The following is a 23,413-nucleotide window of genomic DNA, read 5'->3' on the forward strand; positions in this document are numbered from 1 at the left end:
TCGACCTTGGCAAAGGGAGTGTAGATTAGGGCTGGTCGCGCCAGCGGGATGTAGTCCTTGGCAGTTTCCTGCGCCGGCATCCTGAAAACGACCCTAAAACGACCCTAAGTTATCTGTCCCCTTCCCCGCTGTTTCCCCTAGACCCTATGCGCATCCGATCCATCCGCGTTCTCAGTGGCCCCAACTACTGGAGCATCCGTCGTCATAAGCTGATTCAAATGCGGCTTGATCTGGAAGACTTGCAGGAGCGACCCACCAACACCATCCCGGGTTTCAAAGAAAGGTTGGAGGCCCTGTTGCCGGGACTGTGGGAACACCAGTGCTCCCGCGGCTGCTATGGGGGATTCTTGCAACGGGTGGAAGAGGGCACCCTCATGGGCCATGTGGTGGAGCATGTGGCCTTGGAACTGCAGACTCTGGCCGGCATGAAAGTGGATTTTGGCCGCACCCGCGAAACCTCCACCCCCGGCACCTACAACGTCGTGTTCGAGTATCAAGAGGCAGAGGCCGGGCGCTTTGCGGCCAAAGCTGCAGTCTACCTCTGTCAGGCTTTGGTGGATGGAGAAGACTACCGCCGCGACCTAGAACTGGACATTCAAGAGTTGCGAGAGATCCGAGAGAACGTCCGCTTCGGCCCCAGCACCCAAGCTTTGCTGGACGAGGCCGCCCTGCGCGGGATCCCCTATCTGCGCCTCAACAAGGGATCCCTGGTGCAACTGGGGTACGGCGTCTACCAAAAGCGCATCGAAGCCACCACCACTGAAAAAACCAGCATCATTGCCGCCGACCTGGCCGCTGACAAGCGGGCCACCAAAGAACTGCTGCAGGACATGGGGATCCCGGTGCCCAAGGGCTATACGGTGCGTCGCCGCAGCGAGTTGGCAGCCACCATCGAGGATGTCGGGGGCTTTCCGGTGGTGATCAAGCCCCTTAACGCCAACCACGGCAAGGGCATCACCGTCAACATCACCAGCCTGGAAGCCGCCGAGATCGCCTACGATGCCGCCAGCCAATACTCCGATGTGGTGTTGGTGGAAAAGCACCTGGTGGGGGATGACTACCGACTGCTGGTGATCAACAACAAGCTGGTGGCTGTGGCCAAGCGGATCCCAGCCTATGTGGTGGGAGATGGCCGCTCCACCATTCAAGAGCTGATCGACGAAGTCAACAGGGATCCGCGGCGGGGGTTTGGCCACGAAAACGTGCTGACCCAAATTAGCGTTGATGACATGACCCTGCGTATCCTCGAAAGCAAAGGCTACACCCTGGATACGGTGCTGCCCAAAGGAGAACATTGCACCCTCAAATCCACCGCCAACCTGAGCACCGGAGGCATCGCCGTCGATTGCACCGATATCATCCATCCCTACAACGCCTTCATTGCCGAACGGGCAGCTCAGATCATCGGCCTGGATGTGGCGGGCATCGACCTCATCTGCCCGGACATTGCCCAGCCCGTCAACGAAACCGGTGGCGGCATTGTCGAGGTGAACGCTTCTCCGGGTTTGCGCATGCACCTGGCCCCCAGCGAAGGGATCCCGCGCAATGTGGCTGAGCCCATCATCGACATGCTCTTTCCCCCCGGCAGCCACACCCGCATCCCCATCCTGGCCGTCACCGGCACCAACGGCAAAACCACCACCACCCGCCTGATCGCCCACATCCTCAAAGGCATCGGCAAGCGGGTCGGCTTCACCACCACCGACGGCGTCTACATCCAAAACCATCAAATTGCCAAGGGAGACATGACCGGCCCCCACAGCGCCCGCCTGGTGCTCAGGGATCCCACCGTAGAAGTGGCGGTGCTGGAAACGGCGCGAGGCGGCATTTTGCGAGAGGGGCTGGGGTTTCCGGAATGCGATATTGGCGTGGTGCTCAACGTAACCTCAGATCACCTGGGGTTGGGGGATATCGAAACCCTAGAAGACATGGCCCGCGTCAAATCCGTCTTGGTGGAAGCGGTACACGAGCGGGGCTACGCCGTCCTGAATGCCGACGATGGCCTGGTGGCAGCCATGGCCGCCAATGTTAAGGCGACGGTGGCCTACTTCAGTATGAACCCGGAAAATCCCCTCATTCAAAAGCACATTGCTTCCGGGGGCACGGCGGCTGTTTATGAAGAGGGCCACATCTCCATTTTGAAACGGGGCTGGAAACTGCGCATAGAAGATGTAACCAAAATTCCCCTCACCCTCTCTGGCAAGGCCAGCTTCATGATCCAAAATGTGCTGGCCGCTACTTTGGCAGCCTTCCTGCACGGGGTTTCCATCGACGACATCCGCATGGCGCTGGGCACCTTCACCAGTTCTGTAGCCCAGACCCCCGGTCGCCTCAACTTGTTTGATGTAGGGGGCTACCAGGTGTTGGTGGACTATGCCCACAACCCAGCAGGTTACGAAGCCATTCAAAGTACCCTGGAGCGCTGGGATTGCCAACGAAAAATTGGGGTTATCGGCGGGCCTGGGGATCGGCGCAACAGCGACCTACGAGAGCTGGGAGTCTTGGCAGCGCGCATGTTCGACCGAGCCATTGTCAAAGAAGATGATGACCGGCGAGGACGGGAACCAGGCGAGGTGGCCGCCCTAATCCGGCAGGGTTGGGAACAGGAAAAGGCAGGGGATCGCCTGCAGGAAATCTTGGATGAGGCAACTGCTATCGAAACCGCTTTGGAAAAGGCCGAACCCGGAGACCTGGTGGTGATCTTTCCGGCGGATGTACAGCGCACCATCCAGATCATCACCCGCTTTCAAGACAAGCTCAATCCCAAACCCAGTTACCGTGGCTCCTCCTACAGCATCGGCCCAGATTTGATCTCCCCCAGCCCTGACGTCAAACTGTCTTAGGCTGGCTGCCGACAACTCCAGAGTGCTCTATGGCCTCCATTCCTGGACAGACATCGAGAATTGAGTGGGTGGAGATGACCCATAAGTCCTCGGCGGCGATATCCTAAGTTTAGGCTGGCGGGGGCGGGTGACTTGTCTTTTGGGAAGCAGCAGGTGTTCGGCTCAGGGGATCCTCGGCTTTTCAGAAGCCTTAACCGTTCTAAAAAAGTCTGAGGGATGGCAGACAGAACTTTGGGGATCCCAAAAGGTCTAAAGACTCCGTCCCGCCGACGCGATGGGAATGTCGTTAGGGTAGTTGTGAATTTGGCAAGGAAAACAGCTCATGGACAGCGCTCTGCTTCAAGCGGCTCGCCAGATTTATCAATTTCATCTGCAGCATCGACCGGAAGTGCTGGAGCAACCTCCGCGGGGGGTAGTTATTCACCGCCGTACCCTGCGAGGGGATCTGATCTTTTCCGAGTTCCCCATCCTGCTGCCCCAGGAAACTTTTATTCCGCTGCAGCAATTGGAGCCGCTGCGGTGAGGCACAAGGAGCTACGCTGACAGAGCAGATCCTTCCTTTTTCTGCCTTTAGGGACTCCGTCCTGCCGACGCGATGGGAATGGCTGCCATGCTCGAGATTCTCCCCTACTGCACAACGCTCACATGATGTGGCTGAGCATGATGTGGCTGAGCAGCGCCGACGCCAACAGAATCTGGGAGCTGCGCCTGTTGGCCTGGGTGCTGGTACTGGTGCTGGGGGCCTGTGTGGGCAGCTTCTTGAACGTGGTGGTCTATCGCCTGCCGCAGGGTCTTTCTCTGCTCCATCCCGGATCCCATTGTCCAAGCTGCAAGACGCCGCTGGGCCCCACGGAGAACATTCCCATCCTAGGCTGGTTGTTGCTGCGCGGTCGCTGCCGCCATTGTGGAGCGCAGATTAGCTGGCGCTACCCTGCCGTTGAGGCGTTGACAATGGGCCTGTTTGCCCTCAGCATCGGCGCTTTGGGGTTTTCTGCCCAAGGGATCCTCACCTGCATCTTGTTGAGCTGGCTGTTGGCCCTGGCGCTCATCGATCTGGATACCTTTTTGCTGCCGGAGGAGCTGACCCGTTCAGGCCTGGTGGTGGGGCTTTTGGCCCGCCTGGCTCTGCCGTGGCTCCAGGGATCCGGATCCCTGGCCGCTACAGGCCTGTCACTGGTGGAAGGGATTGCAGGAGCTGTGCTGGGCCTCTGGCTGCTGGAGGGCATTGGCCTCTTGGCCCAGTGGGCCTTGCGACGGGAGGCCATGGGTGGGGGAGATGGCAAGCTGTTGGCCCTGATCGGCATGTGGTTGGGGTGGCAGGGGGTGGTGGTGGCCCTTCTTTTGGGTTCCGGGTTTGGCCTGCTGGCTAGCTTGCTGGCCATGACCAAGGGGCGGGCCCGCCTGGGAAAACCCATCCCCTTTGGCCCCTACCTGGCCTTGGGTGGAGGGGTAGCGGCTCTGGCCGGATCCCAACTGGTGGAGGGCTACCTACGCTGGGCCGGATTGGTGGGGTAGAGGGAACGTCCATTCAACATTGGATACTTCATGTTTCGGGATCTATGACTTCAAACTGATCGGGAAAAAGAATGAGATTAAAATATCGAAAACCTCCTACCAAGCTCAAATCCGGAACCGCTAAATCAACCGCATAGCCTTCAGTGGGATCTGAGTAACATTCCACAATGGATCCCTGAGTTCCAGCAGGAATAGTGGTCTCGCTGAAATACTCCTTGACATCTGCCACAGTTTTGACTCTACTGTATGGCTTGATTCTAGAAGTGGTTTTACTCATCATTGTGTACCTCTAGCCAATTGGTGACCAAACGAGGGATTAAACTTTCCTTATCAACCTGCCACACGGTCACTAAAGTGCCTTTTTTCTGATTGAGGCCCAAAATTTCAATCTTGACTCGATAGCGGCTTCCATAGGGTGTTGGAAACGGATCCCCGGCTAAGGCGCAAGGCAGAGCAGCAGTAACCTGTTGCAGAATGTGAGCAAATCCCACCCTTCTTCCCTCTGGTGTACTGACATCATAGCCAAGCTCTGCAAAGGCAATCCACTTGCCTTGATTTCCAGGATTAGCTGGATTCATAGAGTAATCAACGAACTTGGCAGGATCCACTGCTGCTTCAGAAGCCCTGGGCAAGGATCCGGCCATGGTTGCAGCTTTTGCCGACTTCACGTAAGGTCTAAGGACTCCGTCCCGCTGGCGCGAACAGTAGCCCAGACGTCTCACGCTAACCTGAAACAACCATATTAATTACTCCACCCCTTCGATTCTGTCCTCGATCTCCTGATACAGCTCCTGCAGACGCTCGATATTGGCCTGGGAAGTCTGCCAATAGCCGCGCCCATGCACCTCTAGCAGGGATCCGACAATGCGCCGGAAGGAGTGGGGATTGAGGTTCATCAAGCGCTGCCGCATCGCCTCGTCCTTGATGAAAGTCTCGTTGGTTTCCTCGTAGATCCAGTTGTCCACCGCGCCTGCCGTAGCTGACCAGCCGGAGGTGTTGACCAGCCGCTTGGCGATCTCCCGTACCCCTTCGTAGCCGTGCTTGAGCATCCCCTCATACCACTTGGGGTTGAGGAGCTTGGTGCGGGCGTCCAGACGGATGGTTTCGCTCAGGGTGCGGATCTGGGCGTTGGGCGTGGTGGTATCTGCCATGTAGGCCGAGGGGGCCTTGCCGTCGGGGCGCAGGCTTTGCACCAGCTTGGTGGGATCCGCGTCGAAGTAGTGGCTGACATCGGTCAGGCTGATCTCCGAGGAGTCCAGGTTCTGGAAGGTCACATCCACCGTCTTCAAGCTGGCTTCAAAAAGCTGCCGCATCTGCTGGTTAGGCAGATTCGAGCCAAAGGCAAAGGACTTGCGGGATAGGTACATCTCCCGCAGCTCCCTCTCGTCCTCCCAGGAGCTGTTTTCCACCGCCAGGTTGATGTTGGCGGAGTAGGATCCGGAAGCGTTGGAAAAGACCCGCGTCGCCGCCTGTTCCAGGGTCAGCCCCAGTTCTTCTGCCTGCTGCAAGGCGTGCTTGCGCACAAAGTTCAGCTCCGGTGGCTCCACCGCTGCGGCCGCCAGCTTCACCGCCCGGTCGATCAGGTCCATCTGGTTGACAAACAGATCCCGGAACACCCCCGAGCAGTTCACCACCACATCAATGCGGGGCCGGCCCAGTTCCTCCAAGGGGATCAGCTCCACCTTGTTCACCCGCCCCAGGGCATCGGGTTTGGGTCGCACCCCCAGCAAACACAGCACCTGCGCCAGCGACTCCCCGTAGGTCTTGATGTTGTCGGTGCCCCAGAGCACCACCGAGATGGTTTCCGGGTACCGGCCACCGTTACTGCTCATCTCGCGAGCCAGCAGCCGTTCCACCACCATCTCCGCCGACTGGATGGCGGCTGCCGTGGGGATGGACTGGGGATCCAAAGCATGGATGTTCCGTCCCGTGGGCAACACATTGGGGTTGCGGATGGGATCCCCTCCCGGCCCCGGCGAAATGTACTCCCCTTCCAAGGCTCGCAGCAGGGATCCCAGCTCATAATCTGCCGTAATTTGCTTGAGGCACTCCTCCAGAAATTCAAACAAGGGCTTCAAAAGATCCGGATCCACCTGGGGGTAGCCCGCTTCTTTTAGGACTGCCAACCAGGGGGCTTGCCGGCCCATGTTGAAAAAGTTGAGCTTGGCCACCCGCGCGACCCGGCCCTGGGCGTCGGTCTGCTCCTGCACCAGCGCCGCCACCGCCTTCTGGCAGGCCTTGTTGATGCGATCCAGCAGCTCCGTATCCGCCAGGTGTCCCCGATCCCGGTTGCGGTAGATCTCGTCGATGTCCCGGCCCAGGCTTTGGGCAAGAATGCGCGGCAGACCCAGGATCCCTTCTTCGGGGCGGTCGATGCTGGCAATGCTCACCAGGGTGGCAATCGCCTCCTCTGCCGTGGGGGGCGCTCCAATGACGTGCAGACCACAGGGCAACAGCCGCGACTCGATCTCCATCAGCTGGGCGTAGAGCTTGCCCACCACCCTGTCCCGCTCTTCCAAGCTCAACTGGGCGGCGTCCCCCTGGGGCAGCTCCACATCCTTGTCCAGGTTCACCAGCCGCGCCTTGTCGCAGATGGCGTTGACGATGGCGATGCCCCGCGCCCCCTCCCGCAGGGTTTGGTAGGAGCCGATCATCTCCCGCAGCTCTTGCAGCCCCTTGTAGAGGCCGGCGTTTTCTGCCGGCGGCGTCAGGTAGCTGATGGTACAGGCGTAGCCCCGCCGCTTGGCAATAGTGGCCTCACTGGGGTTGTTGGCGGCGTAGTAGTACAGGTTGGGCAGGGATCCAATTAGATTATCCGGATAGCACTCGCCCGACATGCCGATCTGCTTGCCCGGCATAAACTCCAGGGATCCATGGGTGCCAAAGTGCAACACCGCATCCGCCCCCCACACTTTCTCCAGGTAGGTGTAGTAGGCGGCAAAGCCGTGGTGAGGGCTGGCTGACCTGGAAAAAAGCAGCCGCATGGGATCCCCTTCATAGCCGAAGGTGGGCTGCACCCCGATGAACACATTGCCAAAGTGCTTGCCGTAGATGAGCAGGTTTTGCCCGTCGGTGTTCAGGTGCCCCGGCGCTGGCCCCCAGTATTGCTCGATGGCTTTCACGTAGGGTGTCAGCGCCTCGTACTCCCGCACCGACAGTTTGGCGGCCACATTCAGCTCCGGGCTGGCGTACTGGGCCTGGGGATCGTGCAGGATGGACTCCATCAGCTCCTGCGGGGTTTTGGGCAGCAAGGACTCCGTCCCGCTGTCGCGAACAGAGCCAAGGTCATAGCCGTTGTTGGCCAGGGCCTGCATCACCCGGTGAATAGAGGCAAACACATCCAAGTAGGCCGCCGTCCCCACATTGCCTTTGTCCGGTGGGAAGCTGAAGACGGTGATGGCGATCTTCTTCTCCAGCTTGGGCTTGCGCCGCAAATTGGCCCATTTAATGGCCCGCGCCGCGATCAGCTCGATCCGATCCTGCATTGCGTGAGCTTTGCCGGTGGCCGCGTCCCGCCCTGAGAGGATGATGGGATCAATGGCCCCGTCCAGCTCGGGAATGGCAATCTGCAGAGCCACCTGCACCGGGTGCAGCCCCAGGTCGCTGGCAGCCCATTCCTCCGTCGATTGAAACACCAAGGGCAGCGCCACCATGTAGGGGCGATTCAGCCGTTGCAGCGCTTCCACTGCTTTGGGGTGATCCTGCCGCGCCGGCCCTCCCACCAGGGCAAACCCGGTTAGCGACACGACCACATCCACAATGGGCGCTGTCTTCTGCGCGTTCCAGAAAAACTCGTTCACTGGCTTGGAGAAATCTAGACCCCCGGCAAACACCGGCACCACCCGCGCCCCGCGCGACTCCAGCTCTTGCACCATGGCCACGTAGTGGGCATCATCCCCCGTCACCAGGTGGGTGCGCTGCAACACCAACCCCACGCAGGGAGCCAAGGGATCCTTCACGTCCTGCGGCAGATCCTCGCGGGCGTTGTACCAATCCAAATACTCCGCCAGACTGGCAAACATCTGCGGCGCCAAGGGGTGCCAGATGCCCATCTCCAAGTAGGTGACCGGCTCGGCAAAGGAGAGCTGCCCCCGCATCCCCGGCAGGTAGCGATCCGCCAGCATCAGCAAAAAGTTCTCCAGGTTCTCGCGGGATCCGCCCAGCCAGTACTGAAAGCTGAGCATGAAGTTGCGGGCATCCTGCGCCTTGTCGAAGGGCAGATACTTCAGCACCTTGGGCAGAGTCTGCAGCAGCTTTAGCATCCCCTCCTGGAAGTTGGATCCCTGCTGGCGCTTGCGCATGAACTGGGCAATGGCGCTCTTGGACTGGCCCAGCTGCGCCATAGAAAAGGATCCCATCTTGTTCAGGCGCATCACTTCCGGCATGGAAGGGAAGACCACCACCGCATCCAGCCGCTCCCGCAGGGGCTGCACCGCCTGCACCACCTTCTGGGCAATGTCTTCGATAAAAATCAGGGATCCGATAAAGACATTGGCCGTTTCCAAATCCCGCTTGAAGGCATCGTAGCCCGCCGGATCCCGCAGCTCCTCCACCAGATAGCCGGCCAGCTCCACCGCCAGCTTGGAGTTGTGGGCGTTGATGTGCTGCACTGCTGCGGTCAGGGCACTCTGATATTGCGGCTCCAACACCACATACACCACCTTCATCAAGCGGCGATCCCCTACCTCGGCAGGGGTAACGTGGCGGGTGATGGGCTTAACCAGAGTAAACATGCGGTCGCTCTCCGTCGTGCAATGCAAAAATTGGGTAAACCGGGGAAAGGATTCTGTCCTGCTAACGCGAAAGGACTCCGTCCCGCTGACGCGAAAGGACTCCGTCCCGCTGACGCGAAAGGACTCCGTCCCGCTGACGCGATAGGCAGGATCCCCTATTGTCTGTTTCCCGTTCTACCAGAGAAACGGATCCCTGCTGGGGGCATGGCGGCAAGGTCGTAATAATTCGCAATGATCGCTGAGGTACTGTAAAGGGGAAGAGGATCCCTTCCCCAGAGAGCGTCCCCTTCTAAGGATCCAATGGACTTCTCACCCCGCGCCCGCCTTTACTCAGCACATGGGTGTAAATCATGGTGGTTTTGACATCTTTGTGGCCCAACAATTCTTGGACGGTGCGGATGTCGTAGCCGTTTTGCAGGAGATGAGTGGCAAAACTATGGCGGAAGGTGTGGCAAGTAAACTACCCGACTCCGTACCGCTTTAGCGATACAGAGTAGGCTTTTAGTAGCCCTGGGCCTGCTCTGCTCTACCAGAGAACAAAACAGGCCCGAACCTCTAGGCTGGTTTACAGCAGCCCCAATCGACCGTTACCAGTGCCTTAAATAACCGTTTCTGGTGCCCGCAATGTTATTATAGCACAAGGCAAGTGAAGTCGCACATTCCTCCCGACACTGACTTTATGAGTACAGTGCGAGGCTCCTGCGATTTCTAGCTGACTTGCTCCAGGAGCTTTCTGGGTCTAGGTATAGGTGTGTTAATGCTCATTCAGCCAGATAAAAACCCTTTGGAGGTAATTATCGCTCAAAATGTTGACTATACAGACAAATTAGGGCAGCATTACACTAGGCGATGGAAAAGTCTGCTTCTTAGGTGATTATCAGTCATCTAGCTGCAGAAACACATGTTAGGCGACAGGGAGCTTTTAATGACGACCGAGTTGCTCTGTCACCAACCAGTGGCACTGATCGCCATCGCGCTGCTTGCATGCACGGTGATCGCTGCGGGCTCGGGGTACAAACTCGGTCGCAGAGGACGCCAAGCACAAAACGAGCTGACGCGAATTCAGATCGGGAGCATTCAAGCGGCAACCCTGGGACTGCTTGCCCTTCTTCTTGGATTCACCTTCGCCATGGCGCCGTCCCGATTCGAGTACCGGAAGCTAGTTCGCAAAACGGCGGCGTTGTTTGCCGAGACGTTATGTGAAAGTGCGGCTCTGCATTCTACAAGTCAACAATTAATAATGTAATAATCTGAAAGGAAATCGCAATGCCATATCAAGCCGAAATTAGTCGAGCCAATCCGAGTTGTTTCTTGTTCCTCATTGACCAGTCGGGATCGATGTCAGACCCGTTCGGTGGTAGTGGGCCAAACAAAAGAAAAGCGGATGGTGTCTCCGATGCAATCAACAAGCTGCTTCAAAACTTAGTCATCAAGTGTGCCAAGAGCGATGGAGTTCGAGACTATTACTATGTTGGCGTAATTGGTTATGGTGCTTCAGTCGGTTCAGCCTTTATGGGCTCTCTCGCTGGCAAGGATTTATCACCCATTAGCCAAATCGCAAATTCACCGGCTCGAATCGAGGAGCGTAGCAAGAAAGTGGATGATGGAGCCGGCGGGCTCGTGGAACAGACTATCAAGTTCCCAATTTGGTTTGATCCCGTCGCTAACGGAGGAACTCCAATGTGCCAAGCATTAACGCAGGCCAAGACAATCGTTCAAGACTGGATTGCCCAGCACCCTTCCTGCTTTCCTCCCATTGTGATAAACATAACAGACGGTGAGGCGACAGATGGAAACCCTTCTGATGCTGCAAACGAAATCAAATCATTAGCGAGCTCTGATGGTAACGTTTTGCTATTCAATGTTCACTTGTCTTCTCAGAAGGCTAATCCTATTGAATTTCCAGACTCCGATAGCGGACTGCCCGATGAGTTTGCCCGCTTACTCTTCAGTATGTCGAGCATACTGCCAACACACATCCAGAATGCAGCAAAACAGGAAGGATATCATATCTCGGAGGCAAGCCGTGGGTTTGTTTTCAACGCTGATATCGTTTCGGTAATTCGTTTCTTGGATATTGGAACGCGTCCAAGCAATCTGCGCTAGTTTTGGAACCTATGAGACTCTCACTACACCATTTCTGGCTGCAAAAGCTTGGCAATGAAGAAGCCGATTACGAGGACGCTTTCGCCCCCAAAATAGATGGCATAATCGATCAGGAGACTTTTGCAATAGCTATTGCCGACGGTGCAACTGAGAGTTCTTTTGCATCCGATTGGGCTAAGATGCTCACTCGTGCTTTTGTCAAAGAACGCTTCACGAACATCCAGGCTCTGCAGGCCCGCACGGAAATATTATCGAAGCGATGGCACACTTTTGTAAACCGTAGACCATTGCCTTGGTTTGCAGAAGAAAAGGTTCGCCTTGGAGCCTTCGCAACGCTGCTCGGCGTCGAACTCACCTCAAACTCAAGCGATTCAAACGAATCGGGATCTTGGTCAGCAATAGCAGTCGGTGACAGTTGTCTCTTTCAAGTCCGCAATGATGATCTTGTCCTCTCTTTTCCCATTTCCAGCGCAAGCGAATTTGGAAGTTCTCCGACTTTGCTTTCCACCAATTTGGCCTGCAATTCGCAACTCTGGGAGAAAGTCAAGCGCCAAACTGCAGAATGGCAATCAGGCGATCTCTTGCTACTTGCCACAGATGCCCTCGCGTGTTGGTTCCTCACCGAGCATGAGAACAATGAAAAGCCCTGGAACATTCTCTACGGTTTTACCGAGAATTCGTCGCCTCAGGAATCATTCAAAGCGTGGGCGAATGATGCGCGTCGTTCTACCCGCCTGAAAAATGATGACATCACCTTACTCTTAGTGAGGCTCTGAATTTGTTATGCCATTACCAAGAGGCGATGAATACTTAGCTGCAGTTCAAAACCCCAGCACAGCTTTCAGCGATCCGGAATTAAAGGTTTCCATCCCAGAACCTGATCAGTTCGGAATTCCTAAGCCTTACTCCGGAGGGTTCACAACCACATTTCATCTCCAAAATCATTCGCAACATTGGGCAGTCCGCTGTTTCACCAGAGCCATTCCAGATTTGCAGAGACGCTATGAAGCTATTGGACGGTTCCTGCAATCCTGTGCAGACGGTTTTTTTGTAAAGGCCATTTGTCTTAATCAAGGAATTAAAGTTGGCAGCCAGTGGCATCCCATCATAAAGATGCAGTGGCTCGATGGCGAAACTCTGAACACCTTCATCGACCGCAATATCTCTAAGCCTGGAGAGATTTCTAAGCTCATTCCAGAGTTTGAAGCTTTGGTGAAACGTCTCGAAAGCCTCAAAGTAGCTCACGGGGATCTCCAGCACGGTAATATTCTCGTCAAGCAAGGGAAGCTCTACCTTATCGATTACGATGGATTCTACCTCCCCGAACTCTCCAGCCTTAAGACAAATGAGATCGGACATCTTAACTATCAGCATCCTTCAAGAACCGCTGCTCATTACAATTCAACGATTGACCGGTTTTCGGCCATCGTGATATATCTCGGTCTTTCAGCGGTCGCCGCTTCGCCCCCTCTCTGGCGCAAGTACAACAACAGCGAGAATATCCTATTTCGCTCAAATGACTTTGCAGATGTCGAGTCATCTCCACTTCTCATTGACATTTCTAGAATCTCCCAACTTGCCCCTCTTGTGGAGAGATTCAGGGTCGTTTGCAGGCTCGAATTCGATAAAGTTCCGTCTCTTGATCAGTTCATTTCTGGCAACTTCACCTTTCCAAAGATCACAGTCCGCCCTCCCGCTCCAGCCGTTACTGTTCCCCAAAGGCGCAGCCAGTATCCAGTCATTGACGCTTCTCTTTCTGGCTCACTCTCAGAACATATCGGCGACCGGGTGGAAGTAATCGGACTGATTACCGATTACCATTCTGCACAAACTAAGCACGGACAACCTTACATATTCCTCAACTTCGGTTCTTACCCACACCAAACCTTTACACTTGTTTTGTGGTCTACTTCCCTGGCTGCGTTCGGCCGTGATAAAGTTGATCCTCTTATTCTCGTTCACAAGTGGGTCAAAGTTACTGGCGTAATTGGTAGGTATCGGGACAGACTGCATCGGGACAGACTGCAGATGACAATTGAACTTCCGTCTCAAGTTCAAATATTGTCAGGCGAGGAAGAAGCTCGCCAATGGCTTGGAGTCAAGCCGTCTGTATCGCCATCTCCACAGATTCGACGCCCAATTTCACAACCTGACGAATCAGTTTTTAATACTATCTATTCGGGCAAACGTGCTACACCTGTTGGTACTCCGTCATCGACCACATCTCCGTCAAAGAAATTTGATTCTTCCCATTTTAATACTATCTATTCGGGCAGACGTGCTACTCCTAGTGGTACTCCGTCATCGACCACATCTCCGTCAAAGAAATTTGATTCTTCCCACGGCATCCTTGGCGGATTAATACTCGGAATCGTCGGTGCATTAGTTTTGGGTTTCTGGGGTTTCGTGGCAGGCGCCGTGCTCGGTTACCAAATTGGCAAGCGATTATGAAAGGACAACACACTCTATGAGCTGGCGATTCAGAAAAATCTTCCGTTGGGGTCCATTCCGCACCACTTGGACAAAACGAGGCTGGGGATCCTGATGCTTTTGGGGCTGATGGGTTACCCAACATAACAAGTCACTGCACCCGACCTTGAGGTAGATTACTGATTGGGATCCTTGGTTTGGGGTGGCGGGTGAGTTCGGCCGTTATGTTGCCAGCGCCAGAGCTGTGCCTTGTCAAGGCTGTTGGTGAAGGGGCGCTGGCGTCTGTGGGTAGTTGAACCGATCGGTGGAAAAATTTACACAACATAACAAGTCACTGCACCCGACCTGATGTTAAAATTCGAGAAATACCCAAAACTGCTGGCGGCGGGTGAGTTCAGCCGTTATATTGCTTGTCTTATTAGTCAAATAGATTTAGTTTAGTCATTTGGAGACAGCATGTCAGAAGGTAAGTTCCAGAACTATGCTCCACTTAACCCAAACACAGCAGAGAAAAAGTTTTGGGAATGCCTCAAAAAGACATTTCAGAATGAGCCATGCGTAGCTTACTTTAGGTATCCAATTTTTAAACGCACAGGCAATCTCACCAGAGAACCTGACGTTATCTTTATGCACAGAGATTTAGGATTGTGGGTATTTGAGTGTAAAGGGTGCAGTATCGCTAACATTGAAAGTATCGAAGGGCATCAGTGGAAAATGACTAATTGGCATAGGGAAGAGGAATTGCCTATGCTTCAAGCTGAGGATGGCATGCTTGCAATAAGTGCGAAACTCGCAGAACGAAGAGAAACACGAGGACTGGTCACCTCACACTACAGAGTGGTGTTACCCTTTGTTAAAGGGCAAGAATGGCAAGATAAGGGATTTTCTGACTTGCCCTGTACCCAAGGCGTTGTTTTGCTGGAGGAGGATCTCAAGCCATCGACTCTCCGAGAAAAACTACAGTTGGGCACTTGCGAAAAACCACAGCGTCCTCTATCTGATGAACAGTGGCAAAACATCGTTGCTTTACTGGGCGGTTCGCTACCAAGACAAGAACCTAGAGCCATACCCACAGGAACACCACCCGAAAATCCTGTAAGAGTCATCCATTATCTGGAATCTCGCCTTCGTTTTCTGGACGATCAACAGCAAAAGGTAGCTTTTGAGGTTCCAGATGGCCCTCAGCGTGTTAGAGGATTAGCAGGAACAGGGAAAACCGTTCTATTTGCCAAGAGAGCCGCAAAAATCCATGCCGCGCACCCTGACTGGAAAATTGCTTTTGTGTTTTTTACACAGGCACTTTACGACCAAATCATAGGTTTAATCAGTCTTTACTATCGTGAAATGGTTCGGCAGGATGAAGGAGATGTAGAGCCAAACTGGCACAATGTACAAGTACTACATGCTTGGGGTTCAAAAGAGCGTAACGGTTTCTACCGTGACTTAGCCCAAAAATCGGGAATATGTCCTCTGAGTGTCAAGGATGTAAGAGAGAGGATGGGGCGCAACTGCTCTCCATCAGAGGCTTTTGAGTATGTTTGCGATGATCTGGAGAAAAGGGTACCGAACATACCTGTACTTTTTGATGCGATCTTGATAGACGAAGGACAGGATTTGCCCCCATCCTTCTATCGATTAGCTTATAAAAGTTTATCTGACCCAAAACGACTTTATTGGGCATACGACGAAGCACAGGGGATTGGAACCCTGACGGTACCTCGTCCTTTGCATATCTTTGGGCTTAATCCAGATGGAACACCAGTAGTAGATTTAGGTGGGAACAAACTTCCTGATGGAACCATAACCAGCCCTACCTACGAAGGAGGACTGCGCAAGGCACACAATTTAAACCGATGCTACCGAACACCTAAAATGCTTCTCATGGCTGCTCACGCTATCAACATGGGCTTACTGCGACAAGAGGGTTGTTTGCAAGGAGTGAGTAACAAAGAGGATTGGGAAAAACTAGGTTACACTGTTCTGGATGGAGATTTTTCAGATGCAAGTGTCAAAGCTGGCAAAACAGTCACAGTTACGCGCGAGGCAAAAAACAGCCCTCACCCCATAGACAGTGATGATTTTCCTCACAAGGACGCTTTAGGCTCACCTTTACGCATCCAGACTTTTTCGGATGAGTTGGAAGAGCAGGAATGGATTGCTCAACAAGTGGAGGAAGATCTGAAGTTAGGCTTCGACCCTTGGGACTTGTTGATTACTTGCCCCACTGGTGATAAAGAACAGCAGTACTTTGAAGCAATAAAATCTAAACTCTCAAGGCGAGGTATCCAAAGCGTTATTGCAGGTGTTGATACAAATCGGGATATCTTTCGCATGGATAACTGCATCACGATCTCAACAATTTTCCGAGCCAAGGGCAATGAGGCGTGGAAGGTTTATGCTTGCAGATTTCATTGTGCTACCCAGCCATTAGCTTGGAGAGGAGAGTCAGAACTACAGAAGCGTAACGAAGCCTTTGTTGCACTTACACGAGCGCGTATCTGGTGCGTTGTAACTGGGGTTGAGGGTGCGAGCCCAGTTTTTGAAGAATTGAGAGCTATTGTGCAACAGTACCCAAATCTAACCTTTAAAGCATTCAATCAATCCTCATTGAAAAGGATTAATGATGAAGATTTTGAATAGCAAATTAGAAACTCGTATCAATATTTACTACCAATTGTAAGTGCAACATAACAAGTCACTGCACCCGACTTGAAGCTATACTTTAGTCATTACCCAAAACTATAGCTAGGTAGGTTAAGGTTGTCGCCTTAAGATTCTGGGAAACCAATGTGGGGCTACGCCCAGCGACCCATATCATGCCAACCTTTGTATGCTTAGCTATACTGGTGGCGGGTGAGTTCAACCGTTATGTTGCCAGCGCCAGAGTTGTGCCTGGTCAAGGTTGTTGGTAAGGGGGCGCTGGGGTCTCCAGGTAGCAAAGGCAATCGGTGTAAAATCTACACAACATAACGAGTCGCTGCACCTGACCCAGTGTTATGTTCTGAGCAGTTCCTAAAGCTGTTAGTAGCAGGTGAGCTTAGCCGTTAGCCAGCGCGACTTAATCTCAAGTGTAATAATATCCAACATCGAGGAGTTGGAAAGATGAACACAGTGATTACCATTCCTCTGGATGCAGATACAGCGAGACTTTACAGTCAAATTCCTGCTGACCTGCAAAGAAAGTTTCAGTTGTTACCTAACCTTTGGCTGCGCGACCTCATCGTACCACCGCGTTCCCTTCAGGTTGTCATAGATGAAATCAGCCAAAAAGCACAGGAGCGTGGCTTAACTCCTGAGATACTGGAATCTCTGCTGAATGTCGAATGAACCATGCTTTGTTTTTGATACCAATGTTGTTATCAGTGCGCTCCTGTTGAGATGTTCTGTCACTCGTCAAGTCTTTGACAGGGCAACACAGAGAGGCAAATTGCTTATCTCACGTGTGACCGTTGAAGAATTGAGCGATGTCCTGCGGCGCAAAGGATTTGAAAGGTATATAACCGAGGAAGAACGGATGGAGTTCTTGAGCACTTTTGTTAGAGATGGTGTCTTGGTGGAGATTGTAGAGCGCGTGGCGACGTGTCGTGATCCCAAAGACGACAAGTTTCTTGAACTGGCTGTTAATGGCAAGGCAAGATGTGCGTGCCGTTAGATGTACCCAGAGACAAGATGATGAGCAAGCTCAAATGCCCTCATTGCGGGAACCCAGGGATCCCTGTCCTCTGCAAGGTGTGCCTCGGCTCAACTGTGCCTGCGACCTGCAAAGCGTTATGAATCTCTGTTTGAGTCGTAATTGAGAGGAAATAGGTGAGCTATAATTCATAATGGACTTTTCTTTTCATTGCAGGTTGGGTAATGCAAAAACAGGAAGTCCTTACATTACTGGCAAATCACCAGAACACTCTGAAGGACTTTGGCGTAAAGTCTCTAATGCTCTTTGGTTCAGTAGCAAGGGATGAAGCGCAAACAGACAGTGATATCGATCTGCTAGTAGAGTTTGACCGTCCAGTTGGATTGTTCACTTTTGTACGCTTGAAACGATATCTAGAGGAAATTTTAGAGAGTCCGGTTGATCTAGGTACGCCTGACTCCCTCAAGCCCTATCTGCAAGAATCCGTTCTCCGGGAGGTGGTTCGTGCCTTCTAGAGATTGGCAGAACAGAGTAAGATCGGAAATAGAGGCAATTAAGTTAGATGAGGATCCCTCTGGGCCAGGATATATGGTTGTTTCAGACTGCAGGAAAGCAACTTGGGGATCCCAGGTTCCCCTAGTCTGCTTTGGGAGACAGATAAGGGGTATGTTTGTGTTGGCCGGTTAGAGATCGAAGGCAGGGCAAATGTCCCAGACTTATTCGGAATGACTATACCTCTACAGGGGCTGAAGTCGGTGTTGCCAGGGAAAGTCGTATCATTGCTAGATTGAAGTCATGGGATCCCTGACTCTACCCGGTAGAACTGAACTTTATGACTGTCCCTCTGATTCACAACCGTGACGTTCTAGAGAGCCGTCTCAAGGAGATTCCTGCTGAACCCGGCGTATATTTGATGCGAGATGCCACAGATCAGATTCTCTATGTGGGCAAGTCCAAGAAGTTGCGCTCTCGCGTGCGATCTTATTTCCGCTTTACCGGCGACCTGCCTCCTCGCATTCAGCGCATGGTAGCTCAGGTTTGCGAGATCGAGTTTATCGTAACCGACAATGAAAGTGAAGCCCTAGCCCTAGAAGACAATCTGATTAAGACCCATCAGCCCCCTTATAATGTTCTCCTTAAGGACGATAAAAAGTATCCCTATTTGTGTATTACCTGGTCGGAGCCTTATCCCCAGCTTTACATCACCCGCCATCGTCGCCTTGATCGGAATCAAGATAAATATTACGGCCCCTACACGGATGTTGGTCTATTGCGCCACACCCTTGGACTGGTCAAACGGATTTTTCCCTTGCGCCAACGGCCCAAACCTCTGTACAAAGATCGCACCTGTTTGAACTACGACATTGGGCGCTGCCCCGGAGTATGCCAAGGCTTGATCAGCCCAGAAGAGTATCGCAAAACGCTGACTCAAGTGGCCATGATCTTCCAAGGCCAGACAGATGAGCTGATCCGAGAGCTGCAGGAGAAGATGATCCAGGCCGCCGAACAGGAAAATTATGAGGCAGCCGCACGATATCGGGATCAAATTCGCGGTTTGGAACAATTGGGAGAATCCCAGAAGGTCTCTTTGCCTAACTCTACCGTCAGCCGTGATGCTCTGGCCTTGGCCATGAATGATTCACGAGCCTGCATTCAATTGTTTCAGGTGCGGGCAGGCAAGTTGGTGGGGCGGCTGGGGTTTGTGGCCGAAAACCGCGGTGACGACCCAGGCCTTATCTTGCAGCGGGCTTTACAAGAGCATTATCAATACTGCGATCCGGTGGAAATTCCCTCTGAGATTTTGACCCAGTATGAATTGCCGGATCGGGATTTTCTGGAGTCTTGGCTGAGCCAGAAAAAAGGCCGCAAGGTCAGCCTCATTGCTCCCCAACGGCAGAGCAAAGCCGAGCTGATCGAGTTGGTCGAGCGGAATGCCGAACTGGAGCTAACCCGCGCCCAGCGCCTGGCGGATCGGGATGCTGTGGCCTTGGAGCGCTTGGCAGAGGTCTTGGATTTGCCGGATGTGCCCCGTCGCCTAGAAGCCTACGATATTTCCCACATCCAGGGATCCGATGCTGTGGCCAGTCAGGTGGTGTTTATCGATGGCCTGCCTGCCAAACAGCACTACCGCCGCTACAAGATTCGCAACCCTGAGGTGCGCCCCGGTCACTCCGATGATTTTGCCAGCCATGCAGAAGTGGCCCGGCGTCGCTTCAGCAAAATGACCCCTGAGGATCAGCCGGATTTGGTGCTCATCGACGGGGGCAAGGGGCAGTTGTCGGCAGTCATGGCCGTCTTGGCAGATTTAGGGCTGGATCACCTGCCGGTGATTGCCTTGGCCAAACGAGAAGAAGAGATCTTTCTGCCGGGGGATCCTGTGCCCCTGCGGTTGCCGGCCCAAGATCCGGCTCGCTTGTTGTTGCAACGCCTGCGAGATGAGGCCCACCGATTTGCTCTCGCCTTTCATCGCCAGCAACGGAAAGCGCGTCAGCATGCCTCTACGCTGGACGAGATCCCCGGCTTGGGCAAGTATCGGCAAAAGCTGCTGATGGAAGAATTTCGGTCGATTGCCCGCATTCAGGTGGCTTCAGAAGACCAGCTGGCCCAGGTGCCCGGCATTGGCCCGAAGATTGCCCGGCAGATTTACCGCTACTTTCACCCGGAAACTCAGGCGGGATCCCCGGAGACTGCAGGGGTGGAGTAGTTGAGAATCCGCGCAGGGATCCCTGCTCCCCCAGCACTCGGTGGGGTGATATCCACAGAAGCCTGAGCACCCTTCCTCGCCCGTGATTTTACGAGATCACGGGGGAACTTGTAGTGCGGAAAACATCGCTCAAAGCAAAGATGATACATAATCTCAGGGGCAGGCGTTCTTAGTGCCCTAGTACTGCTTGCGAAAACATAGGGGATCCTGATGTTGGCCGGACTCGATGTGCTCCTGGAGAATGCTCCCATTGGGATCTTTCGTGCGGATCTGCAGGGACGGTACCGGTTTGCCAATGCCAAGCTTGCCGAGATATACGGCTATACTTCCTCTGCCCATTTGATGCGCCATCTGTCGGATTTTGGCCATCATCTCTATGCTGACGCTGCCGGTCGTCGTCAGATTTTCCAGGATCTGCTTGCAGGCAAAGTCGGCGATGGGAGAGTGGCCCAAGAGTTTTTGATCCACAGTCGCAAGGGCTTGGACTTGTGGGTGCGAGAACAAATTCAAGTCGTCCGCAATCCAGCAGGGGATCCCCTCTATTTTGAGGGGTATGTGGAAGACATCACGGCGCGGAAGCAGGCTGAACAAGCGCTTGCAGAGAGCCAACTCCGCTACGAAAGGCTGGTTTGCGCTATTCCACAAGCCTTGATGATTTTTAGCCGAGAAGGCCAATGCCTGGAGCTGATTTCTTCCCCGGAGAATACTTATTTTGCTTCACTCTCAGCAGAGCATATTCAGGGAAAAGCAGTGGGAGAGCTGTTCGGCCCTGAGGTTGGCGATCAACTGCAGAGGCTGATTGACCGTTGCTTGAGCAGCGGATCCCAGCAAACCTTGGAATATCCCCTAACCAACTCAGCGGGAGAGCTCCGTTACCAAGAAATTTGCATAGTTCCCTACGGAGCAAATTGCGTGCTTGGCTGCATTCAAGATATTACCGAGCGTAAGCGTCTAGAGCTGGCCTTGTTGGAGATTCAACAGCGATTCTGGGGAATTGTGGAGTCCTGCAATTTGGGCATCTCTCTGCTGCCTCTTGAGCCAGAAGCTAGTCCGCATGGCATGAACTCAGCCCTCAAGGATATAACAGGATATTCTGCAGAGGAATTGAAGGCTTTGCCTCTGGAGGCTTGTATCCCAGACTTGGCCGATGTTGAAACTCTAAAAAAACTTTGGCAGGAGTTGGTTGATGGCCGGCGCAGTCATTATGAATGGGAACATCCCTACACCCGTAAGAATGGCCAAATCATCTGGGTAAAGTCTCAGGTTTATGTTGTGAGAGATGAAGAACAAAAGCCTCTGTTTGCCGTTTACTTCCTGGATGATATTAGCGAGCGCCGATCCATCAAATCTGCTCTTGAGGAAATTCAAAACCAATTGCAGGGGATCTTCAACTTCTGTAGCCAAGGGATTGCTCTGATGAGCTTGGATCCTGATCCCCGGTATCTCAGCCTCAACCCGGCAATGGCAGAGATTACAGGGTACAGCGAGGAAGATTGGTCGGCTCTGAAAGCGGAAGATTACACCCCCTATCCCGAAGACCGAGAACGGGGCGAGATACTCTGGAATGAACTGCTTTCCGGGTACACCAACAACTATGAATATGAAAAGGTGATTTGCCGTAAAGATGGCAGAGAGATCTGGGTTCGCCTGCAACTGTCTGTAGTGCGAAACGCTCAAAACGAGCCTCTGTTTGCCATTCAATTTCTAGAAGACATTTCCGAGCGAAAAAGGGCCGAAACTCACCTGCGAGAAAGTTTGGCCGATCTGGCCCGCAGCGAAGCACGTTACCGCGCTCTTTACGAAGCGATCCCAGATATGCTTTTGCAAGTGGATCGGCAAGGGCTAGTCTTGTCCTATAAGCCCCCCAGAGGATTTGCATCCGCCTATCCCGATGACCGCTATCCTAACCAGTACATTCAGGATCTGTTTCCAGAGCATTGGAAAATCTACTTTGCTCCCTTGTTGGAGAAAGCCTTTCAAACGGGAGAAATTCAGGTTATTGAATATCCGCTTCCTCAAATTTCTCAAGACGCGGCGGAAGCATTGCCGGAATATCGCGAGGCCCGTCTGTTGCCCTTTGGGCCGGATGAGGCCATTGTTTTGGTGCGCGATATCACCCTGCGCAAGCGCCTGGAGCTGGCCCAGCAAACACGAGAAGCTGAATTAACAGCCCTGGTGCAACAGCGAACCCAGCAACTGGAACGCAGTCTGCAGTTTGAATCGATTCTGCGCCGCCTTACCCATCAGATACGGGCAACTCTGGACGAAAAGCAGATCTTGCAGACGGTTGTGAACGAGCTGGGGAAATTTTTGGGCGTTCTTTTTTGCAATGTCGGCCTTTACGATAGCCGCCGAACCTACTCCCTGATCAGCTATGAATACACGACGCTTTCGACCTCTGGGATCGGCGCTCGGGTTCAGATGAAAGATTTTCCCCTCTTCTACGAACAGCTATGGCGAGGCTGGTGCTTTCAACTGTGCGCTCGGGATCGCCAACGGGATCCCGACACTTTGCCCCCTTATTTGACCAAGCTGGCCTGCCCCATTGCGGACGATCAGGGCATTCTTGGGGATCTGTGGCTGGCTCGGCCTCCTGAGGAGAGTTTTAGCGATTGGGAAATCGATTTGGCCCAGCAAATGGCGGCCCAGTGTGCGATTGCCCTGCGACAGGCCAGGCTCTACCTCAGCAGCCAGGCTCAGGTGACGGAATTGAAAAAACTCAGCCAAATTAGGGATAACTTCCTGGCCGCCGTCTCCCATGAGCTGCGCACTCCCCTTACCAGCATTAGCCTCTCGGTTCACCTGCTGAAACTGAGCCATCAAGTTTCTCCTCTCACCCCCAAGCAAATCCAGTATCTTGAGGTTCTGGAGCAGGCGTGCGAGCAAGAGATCTCCCTAATTAACGATCTTCTGGATCTACAAAATTTGTCGGGCAATACGCTCAAGCTGCCCTCTGAGCAGGTTAACCTGCCTCTCCTTTTGGCACCTCTTATCAATCGGTTCCAAGACCGGATGCGCAAGCGGCAGCAAACCCTAGAAGTTCACTGGGATCCCCACCTGCCCTATCTGCACACCCATCCCCGCCTGTTGGAACGCTTGGTCTGTGAGCTTTTGACCAATGCCCACAAATTCACGCCCGCCGGCGAACACATTGTCCTAGAGGCTGTTGCTTTAGGTTCCGACCGCTGGGAGCTGCGCTTGACCAACACGGGCACCACCATTCCCCTCGAAGAACAAGAACGCATTTTCGAGCAGTTTTATCGCATCCCCCACTCGGATCCCTGGCAGCAGGGGGGAACAGGCTTGGGATTGGCTCTGGCCCAAGCCATTGCCAACCACTTGGGCGGCTCTTTGCAGGTGGAAAGCACTGCCCACCAAACCACGTTTATTCTTCGCTTGCCCGCAGCAGAATCTTGTTGACGATTCGGTTTGGGCCACTTATGGTGAGATT

The 23,413-nt window shown here is 53.6% G+C and carries 15 protein-coding genes and 1 pseudogene; 13 read left to right on the forward strand and 3 right to left on the reverse strand.

Annotation, left to right across the window (positions count from 1 at the left end; translation table 11 throughout):
* Positions 1–146: 146 nt before the first annotated feature.
* From cphA to NW870_RS00220, 3 genes are all read left to right on the forward strand, one after another.
* A complete protein-coding gene (gene cphA / locus NW870_RS00210; protein WP_414373191.1) occupies positions 147–2,843 on the forward strand; it encodes a cyanophycin synthetase in 2,697 nt (898 codons plus the stop codon).
* A 322-nt stretch (positions 2,844–3,165) separates the two neighbouring features.
* Entirely contained in the window at positions 3,166–3,366 is a 201-nt protein-coding gene (locus NW870_RS00215) for a hypothetical protein (protein ID WP_414330572.1), read from the forward strand.
* 122 nt (positions 3,367–3,488) lie between these two features.
* The gene (locus tag NW870_RS00220) at positions 3,489–4,358 is read left to right on the forward strand and encodes a prepilin peptidase (RefSeq protein WP_414373194.1); all 870 of its coding nucleotides are present in this window, start codon (positions 3,489–3,491) and stop codon (positions 4,356–4,358) included.
* A 269-nt stretch (positions 4,359–4,627) separates the two neighbouring features.
* On the opposite strand, the gene NW870_RS00225 is transcribed toward NW870_RS00220, so the two are convergent.
* The 3 genes and pseudogenes from NW870_RS00225 to NW870_RS00235 all read right to left on the reverse strand — a co-directional run.
* Entirely contained in the window at positions 4,628–5,002 is a 375-nt protein-coding gene (locus NW870_RS00225) for a DUF6883 domain-containing protein (RefSeq protein ID WP_414330567.1), read from the reverse strand.
* Positions 5,003–5,104: 102 nt separating this feature from the next.
* A complete protein-coding gene (locus tag NW870_RS00230; RefSeq protein WP_414373197.1) occupies positions 5,105–9,091 on the reverse strand; it encodes a magnesium chelatase subunit H in 3,987 nt (1,328 codons plus the stop codon).
* Positions 9,092–9,380: 289 nt separating this feature from the next.
* Positions 9,381–9,548: pseudogene (locus tag NW870_RS00235) on the reverse strand (tyrosine-type recombinase/integrase); the annotation flags it as partial.
* Between the two features lie 468 nt (positions 9,549–10,016).
* Here NW870_RS00235 and NW870_RS00240 point away from each other — a divergent pair.
* From NW870_RS00240 to NW870_RS00285, 10 genes are all read left to right on the forward strand, one after another.
* Positions 10,017–10,337 carry a hypothetical protein gene (locus NW870_RS00240; RefSeq protein WP_414373199.1) on the forward strand — a complete coding sequence of 107 codons (321 nt, stop codon included), beginning with the start codon at positions 10,017–10,019 and terminating at the stop codon, positions 10,335–10,337.
* Between the two features lie 92 nt (positions 10,338–10,429).
* On the forward strand, positions 10,430–11,197 hold the full coding sequence (locus NW870_RS00245; protein WP_414373201.1) for a hypothetical protein: 768 nt from the start codon (positions 10,430–10,432) through the stop codon (positions 11,195–11,197).
* 11 nt (positions 11,198–11,208) lie between these two features.
* Entirely contained in the window at positions 11,209–11,973 is a 765-nt protein-coding gene (locus NW870_RS00250; protein ID WP_414373203.1) for a protein phosphatase 2C domain-containing protein, read from the forward strand.
* 7 nt (positions 11,974–11,980) lie between these two features.
* Entirely contained in the window at positions 11,981–13,648 is a 1,668-nt protein-coding gene (locus tag NW870_RS00255) for a hypothetical protein (protein ID WP_414373204.1), read from the forward strand.
* A gap of 435 nt (positions 13,649–14,083) precedes the next feature.
* The gene (locus NW870_RS00260; protein ID WP_414373206.1) at positions 14,084–16,267 is read left to right on the forward strand and encodes a DEAD/DEAH box helicase; all 2,184 of its coding nucleotides are present in this window, start codon (positions 14,084–14,086) and stop codon (positions 16,265–16,267) included.
* Positions 16,268–16,729: 462 nt separating this feature from the next.
* Positions 16,730–16,954 (forward strand): hypothetical protein, encoded by a 225-nt coding sequence (locus NW870_RS00265; RefSeq protein ID WP_414373207.1) that lies wholly within the window; start codon positions 16,730–16,732, stop codon positions 16,952–16,954.
* Positions 16,944–17,279: a putative toxin-antitoxin system toxin component, PIN family gene (locus NW870_RS00270; RefSeq protein ID WP_414329508.1), complete on the forward strand. Its 336-nt coding sequence runs from the start codon at positions 16,944–16,946 to the stop codon at positions 17,277–17,279. Before NW870_RS00265 ends, NW870_RS00270 begins: the two co-directional genes overlap by 11 nt.
* 203 nt (positions 17,280–17,482) lie before the next feature.
* On the forward strand, positions 17,483–17,773 hold the full coding sequence (locus NW870_RS00275; RefSeq protein WP_414329506.1) for a nucleotidyltransferase family protein: 291 nt from the start codon (positions 17,483–17,485) through the stop codon (positions 17,771–17,773).
* 317 nt (positions 17,774–18,090) lie between these two features.
* A complete protein-coding gene (gene uvrC / locus NW870_RS00280; RefSeq protein WP_414373209.1) occupies positions 18,091–19,962 on the forward strand; it encodes an excinuclease ABC subunit UvrC in 1,872 nt (623 codons plus the stop codon).
* Positions 19,963–20,172: 210 nt separating this feature from the next.
* Positions 20,173–23,382 carry a PAS domain S-box protein gene (locus tag NW870_RS00285; protein WP_414373212.1) on the forward strand — a complete coding sequence of 1,070 codons (3,210 nt, stop codon included), beginning with the start codon at positions 20,173–20,175 and terminating at the stop codon, positions 23,380–23,382.
* Positions 23,383–23,413: the final 31 nt, after the last annotated feature.

The organism is Synechococcus sp. R50.1, assembly GCF_047462115.1.
In the GTDB taxonomy this organism is placed as follows: domain Bacteria; phylum Cyanobacteriota; class Cyanobacteriia; order Thermostichales; family Thermostichaceae; genus Thermostichus.

Bases quoted from the DNA above. Each gene is read 5' to 3' on its own strand.
- NW870_RS00250 (WP_414373203.1), top strand. From the start codon at position 11,209: ATGAGACTCTCACTACACCATTTCTGGCTGCAAAAGCTTGGCAATGAA.
- uvrC (WP_414373209.1), top strand. From the start codon at position 18,091: ATGACTGTCCCTCTGATTCACAACCGTGACGTTCTAGAGAGCCGTCTC.
- NW870_RS00285 (WP_414373212.1), top strand. From the start codon at position 20,173: ATGTTGGCCGGACTCGATGTGCTCCTGGAGAATGCTCCCATTGGGATC.
- NW870_RS00220 (WP_414373194.1), top strand. From the start codon at position 3,489: ATGATGTGGCTGAGCATGATGTGGCTGAGCAGCGCCGACGCCAACAGA.
- NW870_RS00230 (WP_414373197.1), bottom strand. From the start codon at position 9,091: ATGTTTACTCTGGTTAAGCCCATCACCCGCCACGTTACCCCTGCCGAG.
- NW870_RS00215 (WP_414330572.1), top strand. From the start codon at position 3,166: ATGGACAGCGCTCTGCTTCAAGCGGCTCGCCAGATTTATCAATTTCAT.
- NW870_RS00270 (WP_414329508.1), top strand. From the start codon at position 16,944: ATGTCGAATGAACCATGCTTTGTTTTTGATACCAATGTTGTTATCAGT.
- cphA (WP_414373191.1), top strand. From the start codon at position 147: ATGCGCATCCGATCCATCCGCGTTCTCAGTGGCCCCAACTACTGGAGC.
- NW870_RS00225 (WP_414330567.1), bottom strand. From the start codon at position 5,002: ATGGCCGGATCCTTGCCCAGGGCTTCTGAAGCAGCAGTGGATCCTGCC.
- NW870_RS00275 (WP_414329506.1), top strand. From the start codon at position 17,483: ATGCAAAAACAGGAAGTCCTTACATTACTGGCAAATCACCAGAACACT.
- NW870_RS00245 (WP_414373201.1), top strand. From the start codon at position 10,430: ATGTCAGACCCGTTCGGTGGTAGTGGGCCAAACAAAAGAAAAGCGGAT.
- NW870_RS00260 (WP_414373206.1), top strand. From the start codon at position 14,084: ATGTCAGAAGGTAAGTTCCAGAACTATGCTCCACTTAACCCAAACACA.
- NW870_RS00240 (WP_414373199.1), top strand. From the start codon at position 10,017: ATGACGACCGAGTTGCTCTGTCACCAACCAGTGGCACTGATCGCCATC.
- NW870_RS00265 (WP_414373207.1), top strand. From the start codon at position 16,730: ATGAACACAGTGATTACCATTCCTCTGGATGCAGATACAGCGAGACTT.
- NW870_RS00255 (WP_414373204.1), top strand. From the start codon at position 11,981: ATGCCATTACCAAGAGGCGATGAATACTTAGCTGCAGTTCAAAACCCC.